This window comes from Planctomycetota bacterium (assembly GCA_021414025.1).
Lineage (GTDB): Bacteria > Planctomycetota > Phycisphaerae > Phycisphaerales > SM1A02 > SYAC01.
Map to the genome: position 1 here is coordinate 786,132 of JAIOPG010000002.1, position 15,768 is coordinate 801,899.

The window sequence follows — 15,768 nt, forward strand, 5'->3', positions numbered from 1 at the left end:
ATCCTCGTTGCTTCCCGCTCACAGTGCGTGGTGTAATATCCGCCCCGCATTTTGACACCCCCATTTAGGAGAGACTGATCACATGAAATCACGGAGAACTTTCGGAGCGATCGCGGCTGCAGGACTCATGCTCACGCTGATCGCGGCGCGCCCCGCGCAACAAGAGACGCTCATCGAACGGGTTGCCGCGCATGTCAAGTCGCTCGCCGTGGCCGACGCGAAGGAAGCCGAGTCGCTGGCGATCGCCGTGGAGGGCTACATCTACGCCTATCCGCTGGTCACGATGGAGATGACCCGGCGGGTCATGACCAATGTCGCAAGCCCCGAGGGGACGCACGCGCCGATGGGTCAGTTCATGCGGGCCCGGACCTATCCCGACGCGTCGTTCCGTGATGTCACCGCGCCCAACGCCGACACGCTCTACACGATCTCATGGATCGATGTTTCGAAGGAGCCCTGGATCCTCTCCATCCCCGACATGAAGGGCCGCTATTTCCTCTTCCCGATGCTCGATGGATGGACCTCGGTCTTCCAGGTTCCCGGCAAGCGCACCACGGGTACGGGCGCTCAGAAATATGCGATCACCGGGCCAGGCTGGTCGGGAACACTGCCCACCGGCGTGACCGAGTGCAAATCGCCGACCGGCATGGTCTGGATCCTGGGTCGCATCTACTGCACGGGCACGCCCGAGGACTACAAGGCCGTGCACGCCGTGCAGGACGAGGTGTCGATCGTGCCGCTCTCCTCCTACGGCAAGCCCTACACGCCGAAGCCCGGACGCGTCGATCCGACCATCGACATGAAGACACCGGTCCGCACGCAGGTCCACGCCATGGATGCCGCGTCCTACTTCAAGCTCTTCGCCGAACTGCTGAAGACGAATCCGCCCGCGGCTGAGGATGCGCCGATGCTGGCGCGGCTCGCCAAGATCGGCATCGTCCCTGGAAAGGATTTTGATGCAACCAAAATCGAGCCGGCAATCGCCAAGGGGATCGCCGCGGCGCCCAAGCCCGCGCAGGAGCTGATCATGAGTTGGCTCAAGGCGGGCATCGTGGCCGGCGACGTGAAGTTGGAGAACGGCTGGCTCTTCACCACCAAGACCGGCCTCTACGGCACTTCATACCTGCAGCGCGCTCATCACCGCGATCGGCCTTGGCGCCAACCGGCCGCAGGACGCCGTCTATCCGACCTCGGAGGGACCGGATGTCCTGAAGAAGTACAGCGGCGCGACAAAGTATGTCATGCACTTCGCCAAGGGCGATCTGCCGCCAGTCGACGGCTTCTGGTCGCTCACGATGTACAACGCCGAGTACTTCTTCGTGGAGAATCCGCTCAACCGCTACACGCTGAGCCAGCGCAATGCGCTCGCGGCCAATGCCGACGGCTCGATCGATCTCTACATCCAGCACAACTCACCCGGCAAGGAGAAGGAATCAAACTGGCTGCCCGCGCCTGAGGGCGAGTTCGTCCTGATGATGCGGCTGTACTGGCCCAAGGAGAAGCCGCCCTCGATCCTCGACGGTTCCTGGAAAATCCCCGAGGTGAAGGAAGCGCCGTAAGGCCGCGTGCGGCGAGAGATACGCGCAATGCACAGAGAGCTCCGTGTCTCCGCGCGCGATTCGCCGCTTCGATTCGCTACCATTCCGCCGTGGTACGAAAAGAGAACGACGGCATCTGGGTCACGCTGAAGGAGACCATCGCCGCGCACTACGAGGATGTCTTCGCCTGCTTCACCACCGCCGACGGCCTGACGCGCTGGCTCACGCTCGCCGCGGAGGTCGATCTTCGCAAGGGCGGCACCATGAAGCTGGGATGGGACGCCAAGTTTCGCCGCTCCTTTGAAGTGCCCATTCTCGACTACGACGCGGGCGGCAAGGTCACCTGGGCGTGGCCGGTCGGCCTGGACGACGAAGCCGTGCCCATTGAATGGGTCGTCACGCCGGAGCCTGAGGAAGGCGCCCGCGTCATCCACCGTCACGGTCCCTTCCGGGACAACGCCGATTCCATCCTTGTGGCCGCCAACGACGCCGAGAGCTGGCGTTGGTACATGTGCAATCTTCGAACGGTCCTCGAGGCAAAAGTCGATATGAGAAAAGAGCGGCCGCTCTAGCCGCGGAAGGAATCCATGCCCCCACTTCGCACCATCTGGTTCGCCCTCGTCAGCCTCAGCTACTCCATTCTTCTCTTTGGAACCACCCTGCTTGGGTTCAAGCTCACCACGCAGAACGAAACCGGATGGGGCGCCGCCTTTCTGCCCCTGTCGCTGGCCATTCTCACTCTGGCCCTGTCGATCATGTCGGTGATGATCAAGCGCAACTACAAGGTGGGCATGATCGGCATTCACCTTGCCCTCGTCATGCCGGTCATCAGCGCCGTGCTGCTGGCGATGCGCGCCTACGACCTCTACGAGACCGGCAAGCAGGGAACGCAGGTCACCCTCTCCGCCATGATGGCGGTGACCAGCATCTACGTCTTCGTGACCATGATCCTGATTCGCCCGAAGAAAATTTCCGAGGAGCAGACCATCGACCAGGCGGAGAATGCGGGGACGCCGCTGCGGGATCTCAACAGAAACTGAAGAGGTATCTCAGCAGCAGCTGAGTCAAACCCGCGGCGAATCCCGCTGCGAGGTCGTCCAGGACAATGCCCGTGCCGCCGTGGAATCGCTGCAATCCGCCGATGGGCCATGGCTTCACAATGTCGAAAATGCGGAACAACACAAACGCGGTGCCGCCCACGACAATGGAGTGTTCAAACGCGCCGACGCCGCCCGGGGCGAGCGCCGCATCCCAGACCATCGCCAATGCCACGGCCTGACCCGCCACTTCGTCGATCACCACTTCGGAGGGATCCTTCCGGCCGATCGCCTGCTCGGCGGCGGTCCCCCACCGCACGCACATCCAGGACGCCGCCGCGGCCACGATCACCATCGTGATGATCCACACCGGTTGCGAGACGCCGATGAAGGCGAGCACGCCTGCCAGCACCACGGGCGGCAAGCTTCCCCACGTGCCCGACGCCGGTCGCATGTGACCCAGGCCGCACGCAGTCACGCCGCACCAGCGCATGGACCCGAGGGCAGGACGCAGCAAGGCAGAATTCATGAGTTGGAATCACTCTTTTTCGGTGAGCCGGGGCCCGCCAGAAGCGATCCCGCCCGCAGCAGCGCCGGAATGCCGCTGAGCACCGTCAGCACCACCGCCGACCAGAGCACGATCGGGTGGCCGATGCGGCACCAATCGGTCTGCGGGAGCCAGGTCTCGCTCGCCGCGAAGACGCACCAGGGAATGGCGATGCATTGCATCAGCATTTTCGCTTTTCCAAAGCGGTCCGCGGGGAAAGGCTTTCCCATGCCTTCCATGACGCCGCGCAGGCTGGTCACCAGCAGCTCGCGGGCCACCATGACCACCACCATCCACGCCGCGACGCCGCTACCGGTGATGTGAAGCTCCGGCGCTCCCGTCGAAAGCCCGGACGAGGCGAGGAAAATAAAAGTCCCCAGGACCAGCACCTTGTCCACGAAGGGATCCATCACGCGCCCGTACGGGGTGACGACATTCCAGCGCCGTGCGAGCCATCCGTCGAGCACATCCGAGAGCGCCGCGGTGACGAACATGATGCTCACCCACCAGCCCAGCGCGCCGCGCTCCGTAAGCGGCGTTCGGCCGAGGACTTCCAAGAGCGCAAGCATCGCGGCGGCAAGAACCAGCCTCGCCGAAGTGATTGCATTGGGCAGCAATCGCCACCACTCGGAGTTCATTGAGGCACTGTAACGGACTCTCGCAGAGGCGTCCGAGCCGCGGAAAATCCTGCGGCGAATCGCCTGCGGAATCCACATTTGCTCGGGTTGCGAGCCGCACAATCGCCGCTTATTCTCCTGCGCCCGTTGCAGGAAGGAGTCCTGCACCTCACGATTTCCGAATCTCGAACGCACTGATCGCGAATCCCAAGTCCCACGCAATGCCGCTTCTTCCTTTCTATATCGCCAGTGCCGTAGCAGCCGTCGGACTCCTCTTTGTGCTGCGCCCGGGGCGAAAAACATGGCGGCGCGGCGGCGCGATCCTGGCTCTGGCCGGATCGGGATTGTTCATCAGCGAAGCGCTTCGACTCGCCGGACCGCCCTCCGGCGGCGTGCCGATTCCGCTGCTGGTCGCCCTGGCGGGCATCGGCCTCTATGCGGCGGTCCGGGTCATCACCCATCCGCGGCCGGTCTTCGCGGCGCTCTACTTCATCGTCACCGTCATCTCCTCGGCGGTCATTTTCCTGCTGTTGCAGGCTGAATTCATGGCCTTCGCCCTGATCATCGTCTATGCCGGCGCCATCCTGATCACCTACATGTTTGTGCTGATGCTCGCCGACCAGGGTCCGCGCGAAGCGATCGGCCACCTGGACGAAGATGACTACGACAAGATTCCGCGCGAGCCGCTGGCCGCGGTGCTGGTGGGCTTCATCCTGCTCGCCACGCTTGCCTCGGTGGTGGAGCGCGTGCCGAGCACCTCCGTGCTTGCCGAGTCCTACCTGGATCAGAAAGTGGCGAAGCAGCAGGCCGAAGCCCTGGTGATGATGCCCAAGCGCCTGATGGAGTTCGTCAAGCGCGTCGATCCCGCCGCGGTGACCGTGACGGTCGCCCCCAACGCCGGAATCCAGGGCAGCGTGGTGCAGGCACAGGTCACCAACGCCGACGGCACGACGAAGACCATTCCGATTGATGCCGCCGGAAAGATCGACAACACGCAGATGGTCGGCCTGGACTTGGTGGCGCGCTACCCCGCGAGCCTTGAGCTGGCAGGCGTGATTCTGCTGATGGCCATGTTCGGCGCCGTGGTGCTGGCCCGCCGCCAGATCGAGTTTGGCGAGGACTCGGCGCGCGACGCCGCGGGCCTGCGCCGCATCGTGCTGGACGTACCGGATCACGAGCGTGCTGCTCCGGGAGGTGGCGCATGACGCACCTGCTGGCTTCGACTCAGTTCGGCGCCTCGCACGCCGTCACCGTCACGCTCGCCTTGAGCGCGCTGCTCTTTGTCACGGGTCTGGTCGGATTCCTGGTGCGGCGCAACATGATCCTGATGTTCCTCTCCACCGAGATCATGTTCCAGGCCGCGGCCCTGGCCTTCATCGCCTTCGGGCGGATGCGCATGGACACCGGCGGGCAGATCTTTGTGATCTTCATCCTGACGGTCGCGGCAGCTGAAGCTGCTCTGGCCCTCGGTCTTGTCGTGCTGCTCTTCCGCCGCAAGGAAACCCTCAACAGCGAAGCGTGGTCGGAGCTGCACGAATGATGATGCTTCTGGCACAACATGAGGCCCCCGCTCACGCCGCCGTCACGGCGGTCGCAAAGGCCGTCGCCATGCCCGACCTGCGCTGGGCGGGTTGGATCCTGCTGCTGCCTGCGATCTCCGTGGTGCTCACCGGCCTTTGCGCCGCGCTTCGGGTGAAGAACAAGCTGCCCGGCTGGATCACGGTGCTGGCGCTGGCGGGCTCCTTCGCGCTGGTGCTCAAGCTCTACTTCCTGCGCGGCGAGGCGGGCGATCCGGTCACGATCCACCTCTGGGATTGGATGAACTTCCGCTGGGGCGATCAATCAAAGTGGCACTCGCTTCAAGCGGATGTCAGCATCTACCTCGACGGACTCACACTCTTCTGGATGCTCTTCGTGACCGGCCTGGGAACGCTGATCGCGCTCTACGCCACCGAGTACATGGAAGCCGACGTCGGCAAGGGCTACGCGCGATTCTTCAACGGCGTGAGCATCTTCATTCTGGCGATGTGCACGCTGGTGCTGGCCGACAACCTGCTGCTGCTCTATCTGGGCTGGGAGGGCGTCGGTCTGGCCAGCTATCTGCTCATCGGTTACTTCTACAAGAAGCCTTCCGCCGTGGCCGCGGGCAAGAAGGCCTTCATCGTCAACCGCGTCGGCGACCTCGGCCTGGCCGTGGGCATCTGGCTGATCTGGGTGAACTATGGCTCGATCGAGTACAGCACGCTTTTCCAGGTGTGGAACGACACCGCGCGCGGCGTGGGCGGCTTCGACCGCGCGTTGATTCCCTTCTGCCTGATGCTGGGCGCCTTCGGCAAGAGTGCGCAGCTTCCTCTCTACGTCTGGTTGCCCGACGCGATGGAAGGACCGACCCCGGTGTCGGCGCTGATCCACGCCGCGACTATGGTGACCGCGGGCGTCTACCTGATCGCCCGCATGTATCCGCTCTTCGCGCTGCATCCCGACGCGCTGGCCACCGTGGCCTGGGTCGGCGGGCTGACCGCGATCTTCTCCGCCACCATCGGCATGGCGCAATATGACTTCAAGCGCGTCTTCGCCTACAGCACCATCAGTCAGCTCGGCTACATGTTCATGGGGCTGGGCGTGGGCACCACCTTCGGCGCCGCCTATCACACGCTGACGCACGCCTTCTTCAAGGCCCTTTTGTTCCTCACCGCCGGAGCCGTCATGCATGGCTTCGCGGGGCAGCTTGATCTTCGCAAACTCTCAGGCTTGCGCCGCGTGCCCGGCTTCGCGATCGTCAGCTGGACCATGCTCATCGGCTGCCTCTGGCTCAGCGCCTTCCCCTTCACCGCGGGCATGCTCAGCAAGGATCTGATCCTGGTGCAGGCGATCGGTGGGACCGATCACGGATTCTTCTGGCTGGGCTGGATCGGCCTGATCACCGCGGCCTTGACCGCCTACTACTCCTTCCGCGTCTGGTTCCGCGTCTGCGCGGGGCCGGTCTTCTACATGCCCGGCGACGAAGGCCACGACGATCACGACAATCACGACGACCACCATCACGGGGCGCACGACAAGCACGCTTCGCACGAATTCCATCCCCACGCGCCGCGCCTGGCCATCAATGGCGTCCTGATCCTGATCATGCTTGGCGCCTTCGCCACCGGCATTCCCGGCTACATGGCGCTGCAAGGACATGAGAACTGGGCGCAGGTCATGATCGCGCACTCCTCCGCCGTCGCGGGCAGCGTCGAAGCCCATGTCCACGACGCGGTCTGCTTTGGCATGAATCCGCACAAGCTGGTCGAGGTCTTCGGCACCATCGCGGCGCTTGGCGGCATCGGCGTGGCCATGTACTTCCATCTGCTGCAGCGACGGGCCGCTGATCGCCTTCGCGCCTGGCTGCTGGCCCACAACTCCGTGCGCTGGATCCCGGTGGCCATGGAGAACAAGTGGTACGTGGATGAGATCTATCACGCGCTCTTCCGCGGTCCCGCGTGGATCACCGGACACATCCTGCACTTCACCGACAAGCATGTGGTGGACGGACTGCTGGTCAACGGCTTCGGCCGCATTCCCGCCGCCTTTGGCCGACTCTTCCAGCCGCTCTACAACGGCGTGCTGCAGGGCTATGCCACCACAATGGCCGGCGGCGCGGCCCTGGTCATCGCCTGGATCGTCTATCGCTGGATCAGCGGAGGCGCGACTTGATCCATCACCTCCTCCTCATCCTGCCAATCCTCACCGCGGCCGCCATTGCGTTCAGCTCGCAGCATTCCGCGAAGTGGATCGCCTTCGCCGGCTCCACCGCGACGTTCATCGCGGGCGCGGTCTTCGCGGTGCAATTCCCCAACTGGAGCACCGGCGGCTTCTGGCCCAACGAGGGCAGCACTTCAATCCTTGGCAGCTTCGGCGTGGATCTGAAGATCGGCGTGGACTCGGTCAGCATGCTGCTGGTGCTGCTGACGGTCTTCCTCACGCCGCTTTCGATCGCCGGCAGCTTCAGCGCCATCCGCACGCGGCAGCGCGAGTACTACGCCTGGTTCATGGTGCTGGAGACCAGCATGCTGCTGGCCTTCATGAGCCGCGATCTGATCTTCTTCTACATCGGCTACGAGTTCACGCTGATCCCGATGTTCTTCCTCATCAGCATCTGGGGCGGCCCGATGCGCGGGCCGGCGGCGATCAAGTTCTTCATCTTCACTTTCCTGGGCAGCGTCTTCACGCTCACCGCGGTCATCTTCGTCGCGGTGCGCCACTTTGAGAGCGCCGGCACCTGGACCTTCGGCATCGAGGAGCTGGTCAAGTTCTCCAGCACGCAGCTGAGCGACCGCGAGCAATTCTGGGTCTTCGTGGGATTGATCGTGGGCTTCGCCATCAAGACCCCCTTCTTCCCGACCCATTCGTGGCTGCCACTGGCCCACGACCAGGCCCCCACCGGCGGCAGCGTGATCCTGGCCGGCGTGCTGCTGAAGCTGGGCACCTACGGCGTCTTCCGCTTCGCGCTGCCGATGTCGCCGATCGGCGCGGTGGAGTGCTCCACCTTCTTCGCGATCCTGGGCATCATCGCCATCCTCTACATGAGCCTGGTCTGCTGGGTGCAGACCGACATCAAGAAGCTGATCGCCTACTCATCGGTCAGCCACATGGGTTTCGTGGTGCTGGGACTCTTCGCGCTCAACCCAATCGGCCTGCAGGGCGCGGTGATGTACATGGTCAACCACGGCCTGAGCACCGGCGCCTTGTTCCTCTGCATCGGCATGATCTACGAGCGATACCACACCAAGGACATGGAGCAACTGGGCGGACTGGTGGCGCGGATGCCGGTGTGGAGCTTCTTCATGATCGTCTTCACGCTTTCCAGCGTTGGCCTGCCGGGCCTCAACGGATTCATCGGCGAGTTCCTCTGTCTGATGGGCGCCTTCGTAGCCGAGCATGACCAGCCCGCGGGCTATCCCGGCGTGCTCGGCCCCTGGTATGCGGTTATCGCGGCCATCGGACTGATTCTTGGCGCGATGTACCTGCTCATCATGCTGGGCAAGATCGTCTGGGGTCCACTTCGTGAACCGCACGGCGACGGACACGCGGGCCACCACGGCGAGCACGCCGCCAGCGAACTGCCGCGCGACCTCAACTTCCGCGAGATCGCCATCCTGGCGCCGATCGCGCTGGTCTGCCTGGCCATCGGCCTCTATCCGCAGCCGATTCTCAACGCGGTCGAGCCCAACGTGAAGGAAACCCTGGCGAGCTTCCCCAAGGTGATCGACGCCCACAACGCCAAGCTGGGCACGCCCAACCCGAACAAGCCCACCGTGCACGCGGAGGCCCCGCGATGAGCGCCTTCCTTCCCATGGGCCCGAAGATCGCGGTGCTGATGCCGGAGATCATCGTCTTCGGCGGCAGCGTTGTGGTCAGCATCCTGGGCCTGAGCAAGAGCCGCACGATCCGCAAAAGCGTTCCGATGATCGCCGCCTTCACGCTCTTGGCCGCCTTGGCCGCACTGGCCACCGGCTACTCCAACGAGGCCGCTGAGCAGGCGGGCGTGCTGATGCCCGGCTTCAACAAGATCATCAAGGTCATAATCCTTGTGGTCGGACTGGGCCTGGTGGCCATCGCGGTCGGCCACGTCGATCGCCGCATGGAGGACGCCGTCGCCCGCGGCGTCACCGCCTTTGATCCGATCCGCGTGGTGCGCGGCGAGTTCCACGCCTTCATGCTGCTGAGCATCTGCGGCGCGATGCTGATCCCGGGCAGCCCCGATCTGGTGTGGTTCTTCCTGGCCCTGGAGCTGACCAGCCTGCCCACCTACATCATGGTGGCCATGAGCCGCGGCACGCGCCGCGCGCAGGAAGCCGCGGTGAAGTACTTCTTCCTCGGCGCCATGAGCACGGCGATCTTCCTGTATGGCTTCGCCCTGATCTACGGCAGCACCGGCTCGCTGCAGCTCTCCACCATCCGCGAGGTCTTCGCCGACCAGACCGCCCGCGGCGGCATCGACGCGCTGGGCATCACGGGATTGATCTTCTGCATCCTGGGCTTCTGCTTCAAGCTGGCCGCGGCGCCGATGCACTTCTACGCGCCGGACGTGTACGAAGGTGCCGCGAACCCCGTCACCGGATTCCTCTCCTTTATTCCCAAGATGGCGGGCTTCTCCGCGCTGGCGGTGCTGCTGAGCACGGTGGGATGGGCGGGCCACGCCGGACTCTCCACCAATGGACAGGTGATCGCCGGTCTGCCGGCGCCGATCCTGGCCACGCTCTGGATGATCTGTGCGCTCACGATGACGCTGGGCAACATCGGCGCGCTGCTGCAGAAGTCGGTCAAGCGCATGCTGGCCTACAGCTCGATCTCCCACTCGGGCTACATGGTGCTGGCGATCATCGCGGGACCCGGCCTGGGCTTCCAGTCGCTGCTCTTCTACATGATCTCCTACGGCGTCACCAACCTCGCCATCTTCGGCGCCCTCTCCGGGCTGCAGAAGCGCGGCGAGGACGTCGAAAGCTTCGAGGAACTCAGCGGCATCGGGCGGCGCTACCCAGGGCTCGCGTCGTGGCTGGCCATCGGAAGCGGCTCGCTCATGGGCATGCCCCCGCTGGTGGGGTTCTGGGCGAAGCTGATGCTCTTCATGGCGGGCATCGAGGCGGGCCACACGCCGCTGGTGATCATCGCCGCGCTCAACAGCGCCATCAGCGTCTGGTACTACCTGCGGCTGGTCGGCGTGCCGATCCTCTCGCCGCCGGGCACATCTTCCGAGGGCGTGCTCAAGGGACCCAGCTCATGGCCGCGCTTCGCCGCAGCAGTGGCGGCCGTGCTGGTGATTGTCCTGCCGATCTTCTCGTCGCGGATCCTGGCCAGCAGTGCCGGCGGCGACCCGGCCCGCCCGCTCACCACGGCCAAGCCCAAGGTGAAACTTCCGCTACACTCTTCGCCCACGCGGCTGTAGCTCAATTGGATAGAGCACAAGCCTACGAAGCTTGGGGTTGCAGGTTCGAGTCCTGCCAGCCGCGCTTTCTTTCACCGCGTGAATCCGGCGGACACAGCTGAGGAAGTCCGATGAGCGTCAACGCCGAGATTGCCAAACTCTTCTTCCAGATGGCCGACGCCCTCGAAGTGCTGGGCGAGAACCCCTTCAAGGTGCTGGCCCACCGCAAGGCGGCGCGGGTGCTGGAAGACCTGGCCGACGATGTCGCGGATCTGGTCAAGGGCGATCCGGAGAAGCTGCGTGCCATCGAGGGCTTCGGCGCGGCGACAGTGCAGAAAATCGAGGAGTTCGTCAAGACCGGAAAGATCAAGGGACACGACGAGCTGCTGGCGAAGCTGCCGCCCGGGCTGATCGACGTGCTGCGCGTGCCGGGGCTGGGGCCCAAGACGGTCAAGCTGCTCTGGGAACAGGGCGGTGTCACGAATCTTGCCACGCTCAAGAAGCAGCTTGCAAGCGGCGCGCTGGCCAAGCTGCCGCGCATGGGCGAGAAGACCCTCAAGAACATCGCGGAGAATCTTGCGTTTCTCGAGACGGCCGGAGAGCGGGCGAGACTGGGCGACGCCCTGCCGATCGCCGAGGCCTTTGTGCAGGAGCTGCGGAAAGTGCCGGGGGTCAAGCAGGCGGACTACGCGGGAAGCCTGCGGCGAGGGCAGGAAACCATCGGCGACATCGACCTGCTGGCGGCCACGCTCAAGCCCGCCGCCGCGATGGAGTTCCTCTGCAAGCACCCGCAGGTCGCCAAGGTGCTGGCCTCGGGTGAAACCAAGTCCAGCGTGCGCCTGCACAACGGCATGCAGGTCGATCTTCGCGCCATCCCCCCCGCTGATTGGGGCGCGGCCTTGCTCTACTTCACGGGCAGCAAGGACCACAACGTGATCCTGCGCGAAAGGGCGATCGCGCAGAAAATGCGCCTCAACGAATATGGCCTCTTCCCCGACGACGGTAACGAGACTCCGCCGCAGCAGCGCGGCGTGAAGGCGGTCGCGAGCAAGAGCGAGGAGGAGATCTACGCCAAGCTCGGGCTGGAGTGGATCGCCCCCGAGCTGCGCCAGGGCCGCGACGAGTGCGAGAAGAATCTCACCTCGCGGCTGATCGACATCAAGGACATCCGCCGCGAGCTGCACGCCCACACCACGGCCAGCGACGGCGGGCTCTCCATCGAGGAGCTGATCGAGGAGGCCAGGAGCCGCGGCTTTGATTGCATCGCCATCACCGATCACAGCAGGTCCAGCGCCCAGGCCAACGGGCTGTCGATCGAGCGGCTGCGCGAGCATGCGGCGGCCATCCGCAAGGCCGCGAAGAAGGCAAAGGACATCCACGTGCTGGTCGGCAGCGAGGTGGACATCCTGGCCGACGGGCATCTGGACTATCCCGACGAAGTGCTCGCGGAGCTGGATTGGGTGGTCGCCAGTCCGCATACTGCTCTCAAGCAGACGCCGGATGCGGCCACGGAACGCCTTCTCAAGGCCATCGCCAATCCATACGTGCATGTGATCGGACATCCGACGGGGCGGATCATCAATGGGCGGCCGGGTCTCGAGCCGCACATGAAGCAGGTCATCGCGGCGGCGGCCAAGGCCAAGGTGGCTCTTGAGATCAACTCAAACCCGGCGCGGCTGGACCTGCGCGACGCGATGGTGCGGGCGGCGCATGAAGGCGGCGCGATGATCTCGATCAACACCGACGCCCACGCGAGCGAGCACTTTGATTTTCTGAGGTACGGAATCCTGACGGCGCGGCGCGCGGGCTTGCCGCCGGAGGGCTGCGTCAACGCGTGGCCATGGAAGAAGTTCGAGAAGTGGCGGCTGTCGCGTGGGCGGAACTAAAGTTGCCAAAGGCCACGCACACTGCGTCGACATACCGGGTCACTATTTCCAGGTAGTGGATCTGCATGAGTCTTGTCACCTGTAACGCTTTGTTCGGCGTCAATAGCACTGGCGAGTACTTTCGAGTGATTTAGTACGCCAATGCATTCTGTTTGAACAATTCCACTTCTTTAGGCTGAACTACTTCCTCAACTTCGCTCGCATCTGATACTACAATCTTCGTAACCTCCAAAGATTTTTTCAGCGCATCGTTGAAAATCCAACAAGATTCCCACAACTGCGGCGATCCCCTGTTCACTATCTGGCAAATGGGTTCATCGCTTTCGAACATGATGCCGACAGCCTTAGGCTGTATGACTCGCTGTAACCAGATTTCAAGATAGCCGTTGTAGGGAACGCGAGCCATCTTTCCACGCACTTTCGTCCATAGGCGCACTTTCTCTTGACTTGGCGCAAGTGAAATCAAATGACTCAAGATACCTGCAACAGCTGGAAACGTTGCCGGCGAAACAGATGCAATATCAGTTGCAATAGCGACCTGTACTTCTAGATCTTCTGGAGCGTCATTCTGTTTAGAAATCCTGGTGTGGAACTCGCCCACTAGCCTCCGGAGAGCACCGCTATTCGGGAAGCGTTGACCAAAAGAGTGCAACCTCAGGAGCTGTTTTTGAATAGTTTTGGCATTGGCACTTCCCAGGTCTTGAAGCTCGATGCCAGCCAGCTTATCCGGCTTAATAGACCCTTCGACAACGTTTCTACAAACAAAAGTTTTTGATACTCCGAGCTTCATGCCCACTAATCGCAACTTGTCGCTCACGATTTTTAAAACTGCTTCTGCGCGCTCGTCGCTATTTGCAAAAATCCTATAGTCATCCCTGTATCGGAGTATTCGAATGTCCCTGCTAGCCTTGATCGCGTCATTGATCTGTTCGTCTACAAATCCAAGGACAAGCTCTGCCACGAAGTCCATGAGAACTGAACCTTGCGAGATGCCATTGGTTTGGCCGTAGCGACTAGCTTGGATATGTGAATCAATTATGTTGCCGAGAAGGGAGTTGTTACGTTTGTTCCTCTTGGACTCTTCTAGGCCGTGAAGCGCCCAGGCAATGCTGTGCGTGTACAGGGAACCATAGCAGTCGGTTACATCGGTATGAAGAAGATGGCTGAACTCTAAAGAATATGTCAGTGAACGTTGCTCGACGCTTTGCCACCAGCTTTTTATCTGCGCAGCAACATCTGATTGATCATCGACCGACATCACCGGGGCACTACAACAATCGACTACTCCACCTTCAAATGCTCGGAGTCGTGTTCCTATGCTGTCCCAGTTTTCTTCCTCACAAATGACATTTACCAAAGAGACATAAATGGCCGGATGCATCAGCTCGTAAGGGCGCCAGGCGAACTTTCCATCCTTGTTAGCAATAAAGTTATAGTTGACATTCGGAAGATCGCTGGGGTTGGTCTTCTGAAATTGAGCGTAGTTACGCCCATCAAGCACGGTCGCAACATCACTCAATATCGGTTCGAAACTAATGTACCTAGGTAGATCCCCGTTGAAGTAGCTGCTGCCCTTCAAGAAGTGGGCACGTGCCTCCTCGTTGGATAGGTCAATCAATCGCTTCATGAATCCGCTAGCCATTTCACGATGCCGCGCAATACGCGGCAGCGGACCGTGACCGCTGCGAAGGCTTGTCCTCTGGAGCTCCTTGTTGGGCACCACTACCGTCTAGTCCTATTGGGAGGAACCGGAATGCCTATCTTTAATGCCGTATACGTATCGGACAGTTCGCACTCGCGCGTGAAGGCGTCAAAGTACTCCTTCTGTGCTGCGACCACCAACTCACTATGCAGAGTATTGGCCTGCTGACTCTTTACACCTACGAGCGATGCCGCTTGCAAATACAAACGCTTTCCACGAATCATCGCGGCACAGGTTTCGCGAAGCACTTCCGTGACCTCTCTCGCCTCTTGCCACTGCGCATAGATAGTCCGCAACTCATCTTTCATGTCTTTCACAGCAATCCCCTTCGTGGTGCCCGACAATGATTAGACCTATCCGCCTACGCCGCAGAACCCGATCGCATGTCAGTCTAACACACTTCAAGATTCAATCGCTCACACATGCAACCGCTTGCCATGACTTGGCATGCACCTACTTCATGGATGAGGGTGAAGTTTTATGCGGATCAGCCTAACTGTGATTCGCCGGCACGCCCTGATGAACGCGATCTCGCTCTGTGACAGCCTTACGACCGCGCCACAACTTGGCCATGCGCACGTTGACCCATTCAAAGAGAGCTATCGCTACTGCTGATTCGGCTTACTATGGCAAAAATGTCTGGGAGGTACTTTAACTGGTTCGGTTCTGTTTTCTGTAGTTGTTCGATCGCATCTTGCGACAAGGCGAGAGCCTCCGCGCTTGTAATACGGTTTTTCAAAAAGGACAACATTAGACTTTTGCGTAATATTCCGGTTGTTGAGGGCCCGATTCCAAGTTCATCCCAAATCCGCCAGCGCAGGGCAATCAGGAGTTCGCGTGCTTCTTCAACAGTAAGTGAAGGAAGGATGGCACTTCTAACCGGCTGTTCGGTATCTTCGTCAAAATCGCTGGGGTTGGCGAAGTCGTCTTCGTCCGTATCCGTTTGCTCCACCATAGACGGGCGGGATGCTGTTTGTTCCGCGAGAGTGACATATTGAGCTGCGAGACTGGCAAGCAAAGATCTGAGTGCAAGACTTTCCTTCCTCGTGGCATCAAGATCCTGGCGCGACTCTTGGGCATAACTCATGAGTTCATCTAGTTTTTGCTCAATTGCCGCATAAGGAGTAGGCCGGGCGCTCTCGGGCATTTGAACCATAGAGGTTGGCTCAGATAAATTCTTGTTGGAATCCAACAGGATGTTGCGCTTTTCAATGAAGATGTCTAGTAGACGAGGGATGAGATTTAAGATGATGGCTTCAACACCCTCGGCAGGCGACTTATTTTCAAGCAAGTGCTTTGAGCGAGAGGTGAAGCAGAGAACAACGAGGCAATCTGCAAAAACCTCTTCAGGTAGAATGTCCTCGCTATTGGCGTGATCGTACTTGTTGCGAAGATCTCTAATATAGAACGCCATGGAACGTACGCTGTCATAACGAGCCTCATCCGGAAGTGTGGTGGGCGGCGAGTTGTTTCCATAATTTGAATATTTCCATGTGAGGATGTGAAAATAGTGTTGAGGCTCGTAATCCAAATTTTT

The 15,768-nt window shown here is 61.3% G+C and carries 13 protein-coding genes, 1 tRNA gene and 1 pseudogene; 10 read left to right on the forward strand and 5 right to left on the reverse strand.

Annotated features, from left to right (window positions below; all coding sequences use genetic code 11):
* Positions 1–127: 127 nt before the first annotated feature.
* From K8R92_04145 to K8R92_04155, 3 genes and pseudogenes are all read left to right on the forward strand, one after another.
* A pseudogene (locus K8R92_04145) lies at positions 128–1,559 on the forward strand (DUF1254 domain-containing protein).
* An 89-nt stretch (positions 1,560–1,648) separates the two neighbouring features.
* Positions 1,649–2,110 (forward strand): SRPBCC domain-containing protein, encoded by a 462-nt coding sequence (locus K8R92_04150; protein ID MCE9619082.1) that lies wholly within the window; start codon positions 1,649–1,651, stop codon positions 2,108–2,110.
* A gap of 15 nt (positions 2,111–2,125) precedes the next feature.
* Positions 2,126–2,578 (forward strand): hypothetical protein, encoded by a 453-nt coding sequence (locus K8R92_04155; protein MCE9619083.1) that lies wholly within the window; start codon positions 2,126–2,128, stop codon positions 2,576–2,578.
* Here K8R92_04155 and K8R92_04160 read toward each other — a convergent pair.
* Both K8R92_04160 and pgsA read right to left on the reverse strand, forming a co-directional pair.
* The gene (locus K8R92_04160) at positions 2,565–3,104 is read right to left on the reverse strand and encodes a phosphatidylglycerophosphatase A (protein MCE9619084.1); all 540 of its coding nucleotides are present in this window, start codon (positions 3,102–3,104) and stop codon (positions 2,565–2,567) included. The genes K8R92_04155 and K8R92_04160 overlap by 14 nt on opposite strands.
* Positions 3,101–3,760 (reverse strand): CDP-diacylglycerol--glycerol-3-phosphate 3-phosphatidyltransferase, encoded by a 660-nt coding sequence (gene pgsA / locus K8R92_04165; protein MCE9619085.1) that lies wholly within the window; start codon positions 3,758–3,760, stop codon positions 3,101–3,103. The genes K8R92_04160 and pgsA overlap by 4 nt, the downstream gene beginning before the upstream one ends.
* A 200-nt stretch (positions 3,761–3,960) precedes the next feature.
* On the opposite strand from pgsA, the gene K8R92_04170 reads away from it, so the two are divergent.
* The 7 genes from K8R92_04170 to polX all read left to right on the forward strand — a co-directional run bounded on the left by K8R92_04170 (position 3,961) and on the right by polX (position 12,529).
* Complete coding sequence (locus K8R92_04170; protein MCE9619086.1) at positions 3,961–4,944, forward strand: NADH-quinone oxidoreductase subunit J; 984 nt, start codon at positions 3,961–3,963, stop codon at positions 4,942–4,944.
* Positions 4,941–5,279 carry an NADH-quinone oxidoreductase subunit NuoK gene (gene nuoK, locus K8R92_04175; protein ID MCE9619087.1) on the forward strand — a complete coding sequence of 113 codons (339 nt, stop codon included), beginning with the start codon at positions 4,941–4,943 and terminating at the stop codon, positions 5,277–5,279. The genes K8R92_04170 and nuoK overlap by 4 nt, the downstream gene beginning before the upstream one ends.
* A complete protein-coding gene (gene nuoL / locus K8R92_04180) occupies positions 5,276–7,432 on the forward strand; it encodes an NADH-quinone oxidoreductase subunit L (GenBank protein ID MCE9619088.1) in 2,157 nt (718 codons plus the stop codon). Before nuoK ends, nuoL begins: the two co-directional genes overlap by 4 nt.
* Positions 7,429–9,057 (forward strand): NADH-quinone oxidoreductase subunit M, encoded by a 1,629-nt coding sequence (locus tag K8R92_04185; GenBank protein MCE9619089.1) that lies wholly within the window; start codon positions 7,429–7,431, stop codon positions 9,055–9,057. Before nuoL ends, K8R92_04185 begins: the two co-directional genes overlap by 4 nt.
* On the forward strand, positions 9,054–10,664 hold the full coding sequence (locus K8R92_04190) for an NADH-quinone oxidoreductase subunit N (protein ID MCE9619090.1): 1,611 nt from the start codon (positions 9,054–9,056) through the stop codon (positions 10,662–10,664). The genes K8R92_04185 and K8R92_04190 overlap by 4 nt, the downstream gene beginning before the upstream one ends.
* A tRNA-Arg gene (locus tag K8R92_04195) sits at positions 10,655–10,728 on the forward strand. The genes K8R92_04190 and K8R92_04195 overlap by 10 nt, the downstream gene beginning before the upstream one ends.
* Before the next feature lie 46 nt (positions 10,729–10,774).
* The gene (gene polX, locus K8R92_04200) at positions 10,775–12,529 is read left to right on the forward strand and encodes a DNA polymerase/3'-5' exonuclease PolX (GenBank protein ID MCE9619091.1); all 1,755 of its coding nucleotides are present in this window, start codon (positions 10,775–10,777) and stop codon (positions 12,527–12,529) included.
* A gap of 130 nt (positions 12,530–12,659) precedes the next feature.
* On the opposite strand, the gene K8R92_04205 is transcribed toward polX, so the two are convergent.
* The 3 genes from K8R92_04205 to K8R92_04215 all read right to left on the reverse strand — a co-directional run bounded on the left by K8R92_04205 (position 12,660) and on the right by K8R92_04215 (position 15,645).
* Positions 12,660–14,156 carry an RNA-directed DNA polymerase gene (locus K8R92_04205; protein ID MCE9619092.1) on the reverse strand — a complete coding sequence of 499 codons (1,497 nt, stop codon included), beginning with the start codon at positions 14,154–14,156 and terminating at the stop codon, positions 12,660–12,662.
* Positions 14,157–14,251: 95 nt separating this feature from the next.
* Complete coding sequence (locus K8R92_04210) at positions 14,252–14,548, reverse strand: hypothetical protein (protein MCE9619093.1); 297 nt, start codon at positions 14,546–14,548, stop codon at positions 14,252–14,254.
* A gap of 272 nt (positions 14,549–14,820) precedes the next feature.
* Complete coding sequence (locus tag K8R92_04215) at positions 14,821–15,645, reverse strand: hypothetical protein (GenBank protein MCE9619094.1); 825 nt, start codon at positions 15,643–15,645, stop codon at positions 14,821–14,823.
* Positions 15,646–15,768: the final 123 nt, after the last annotated feature.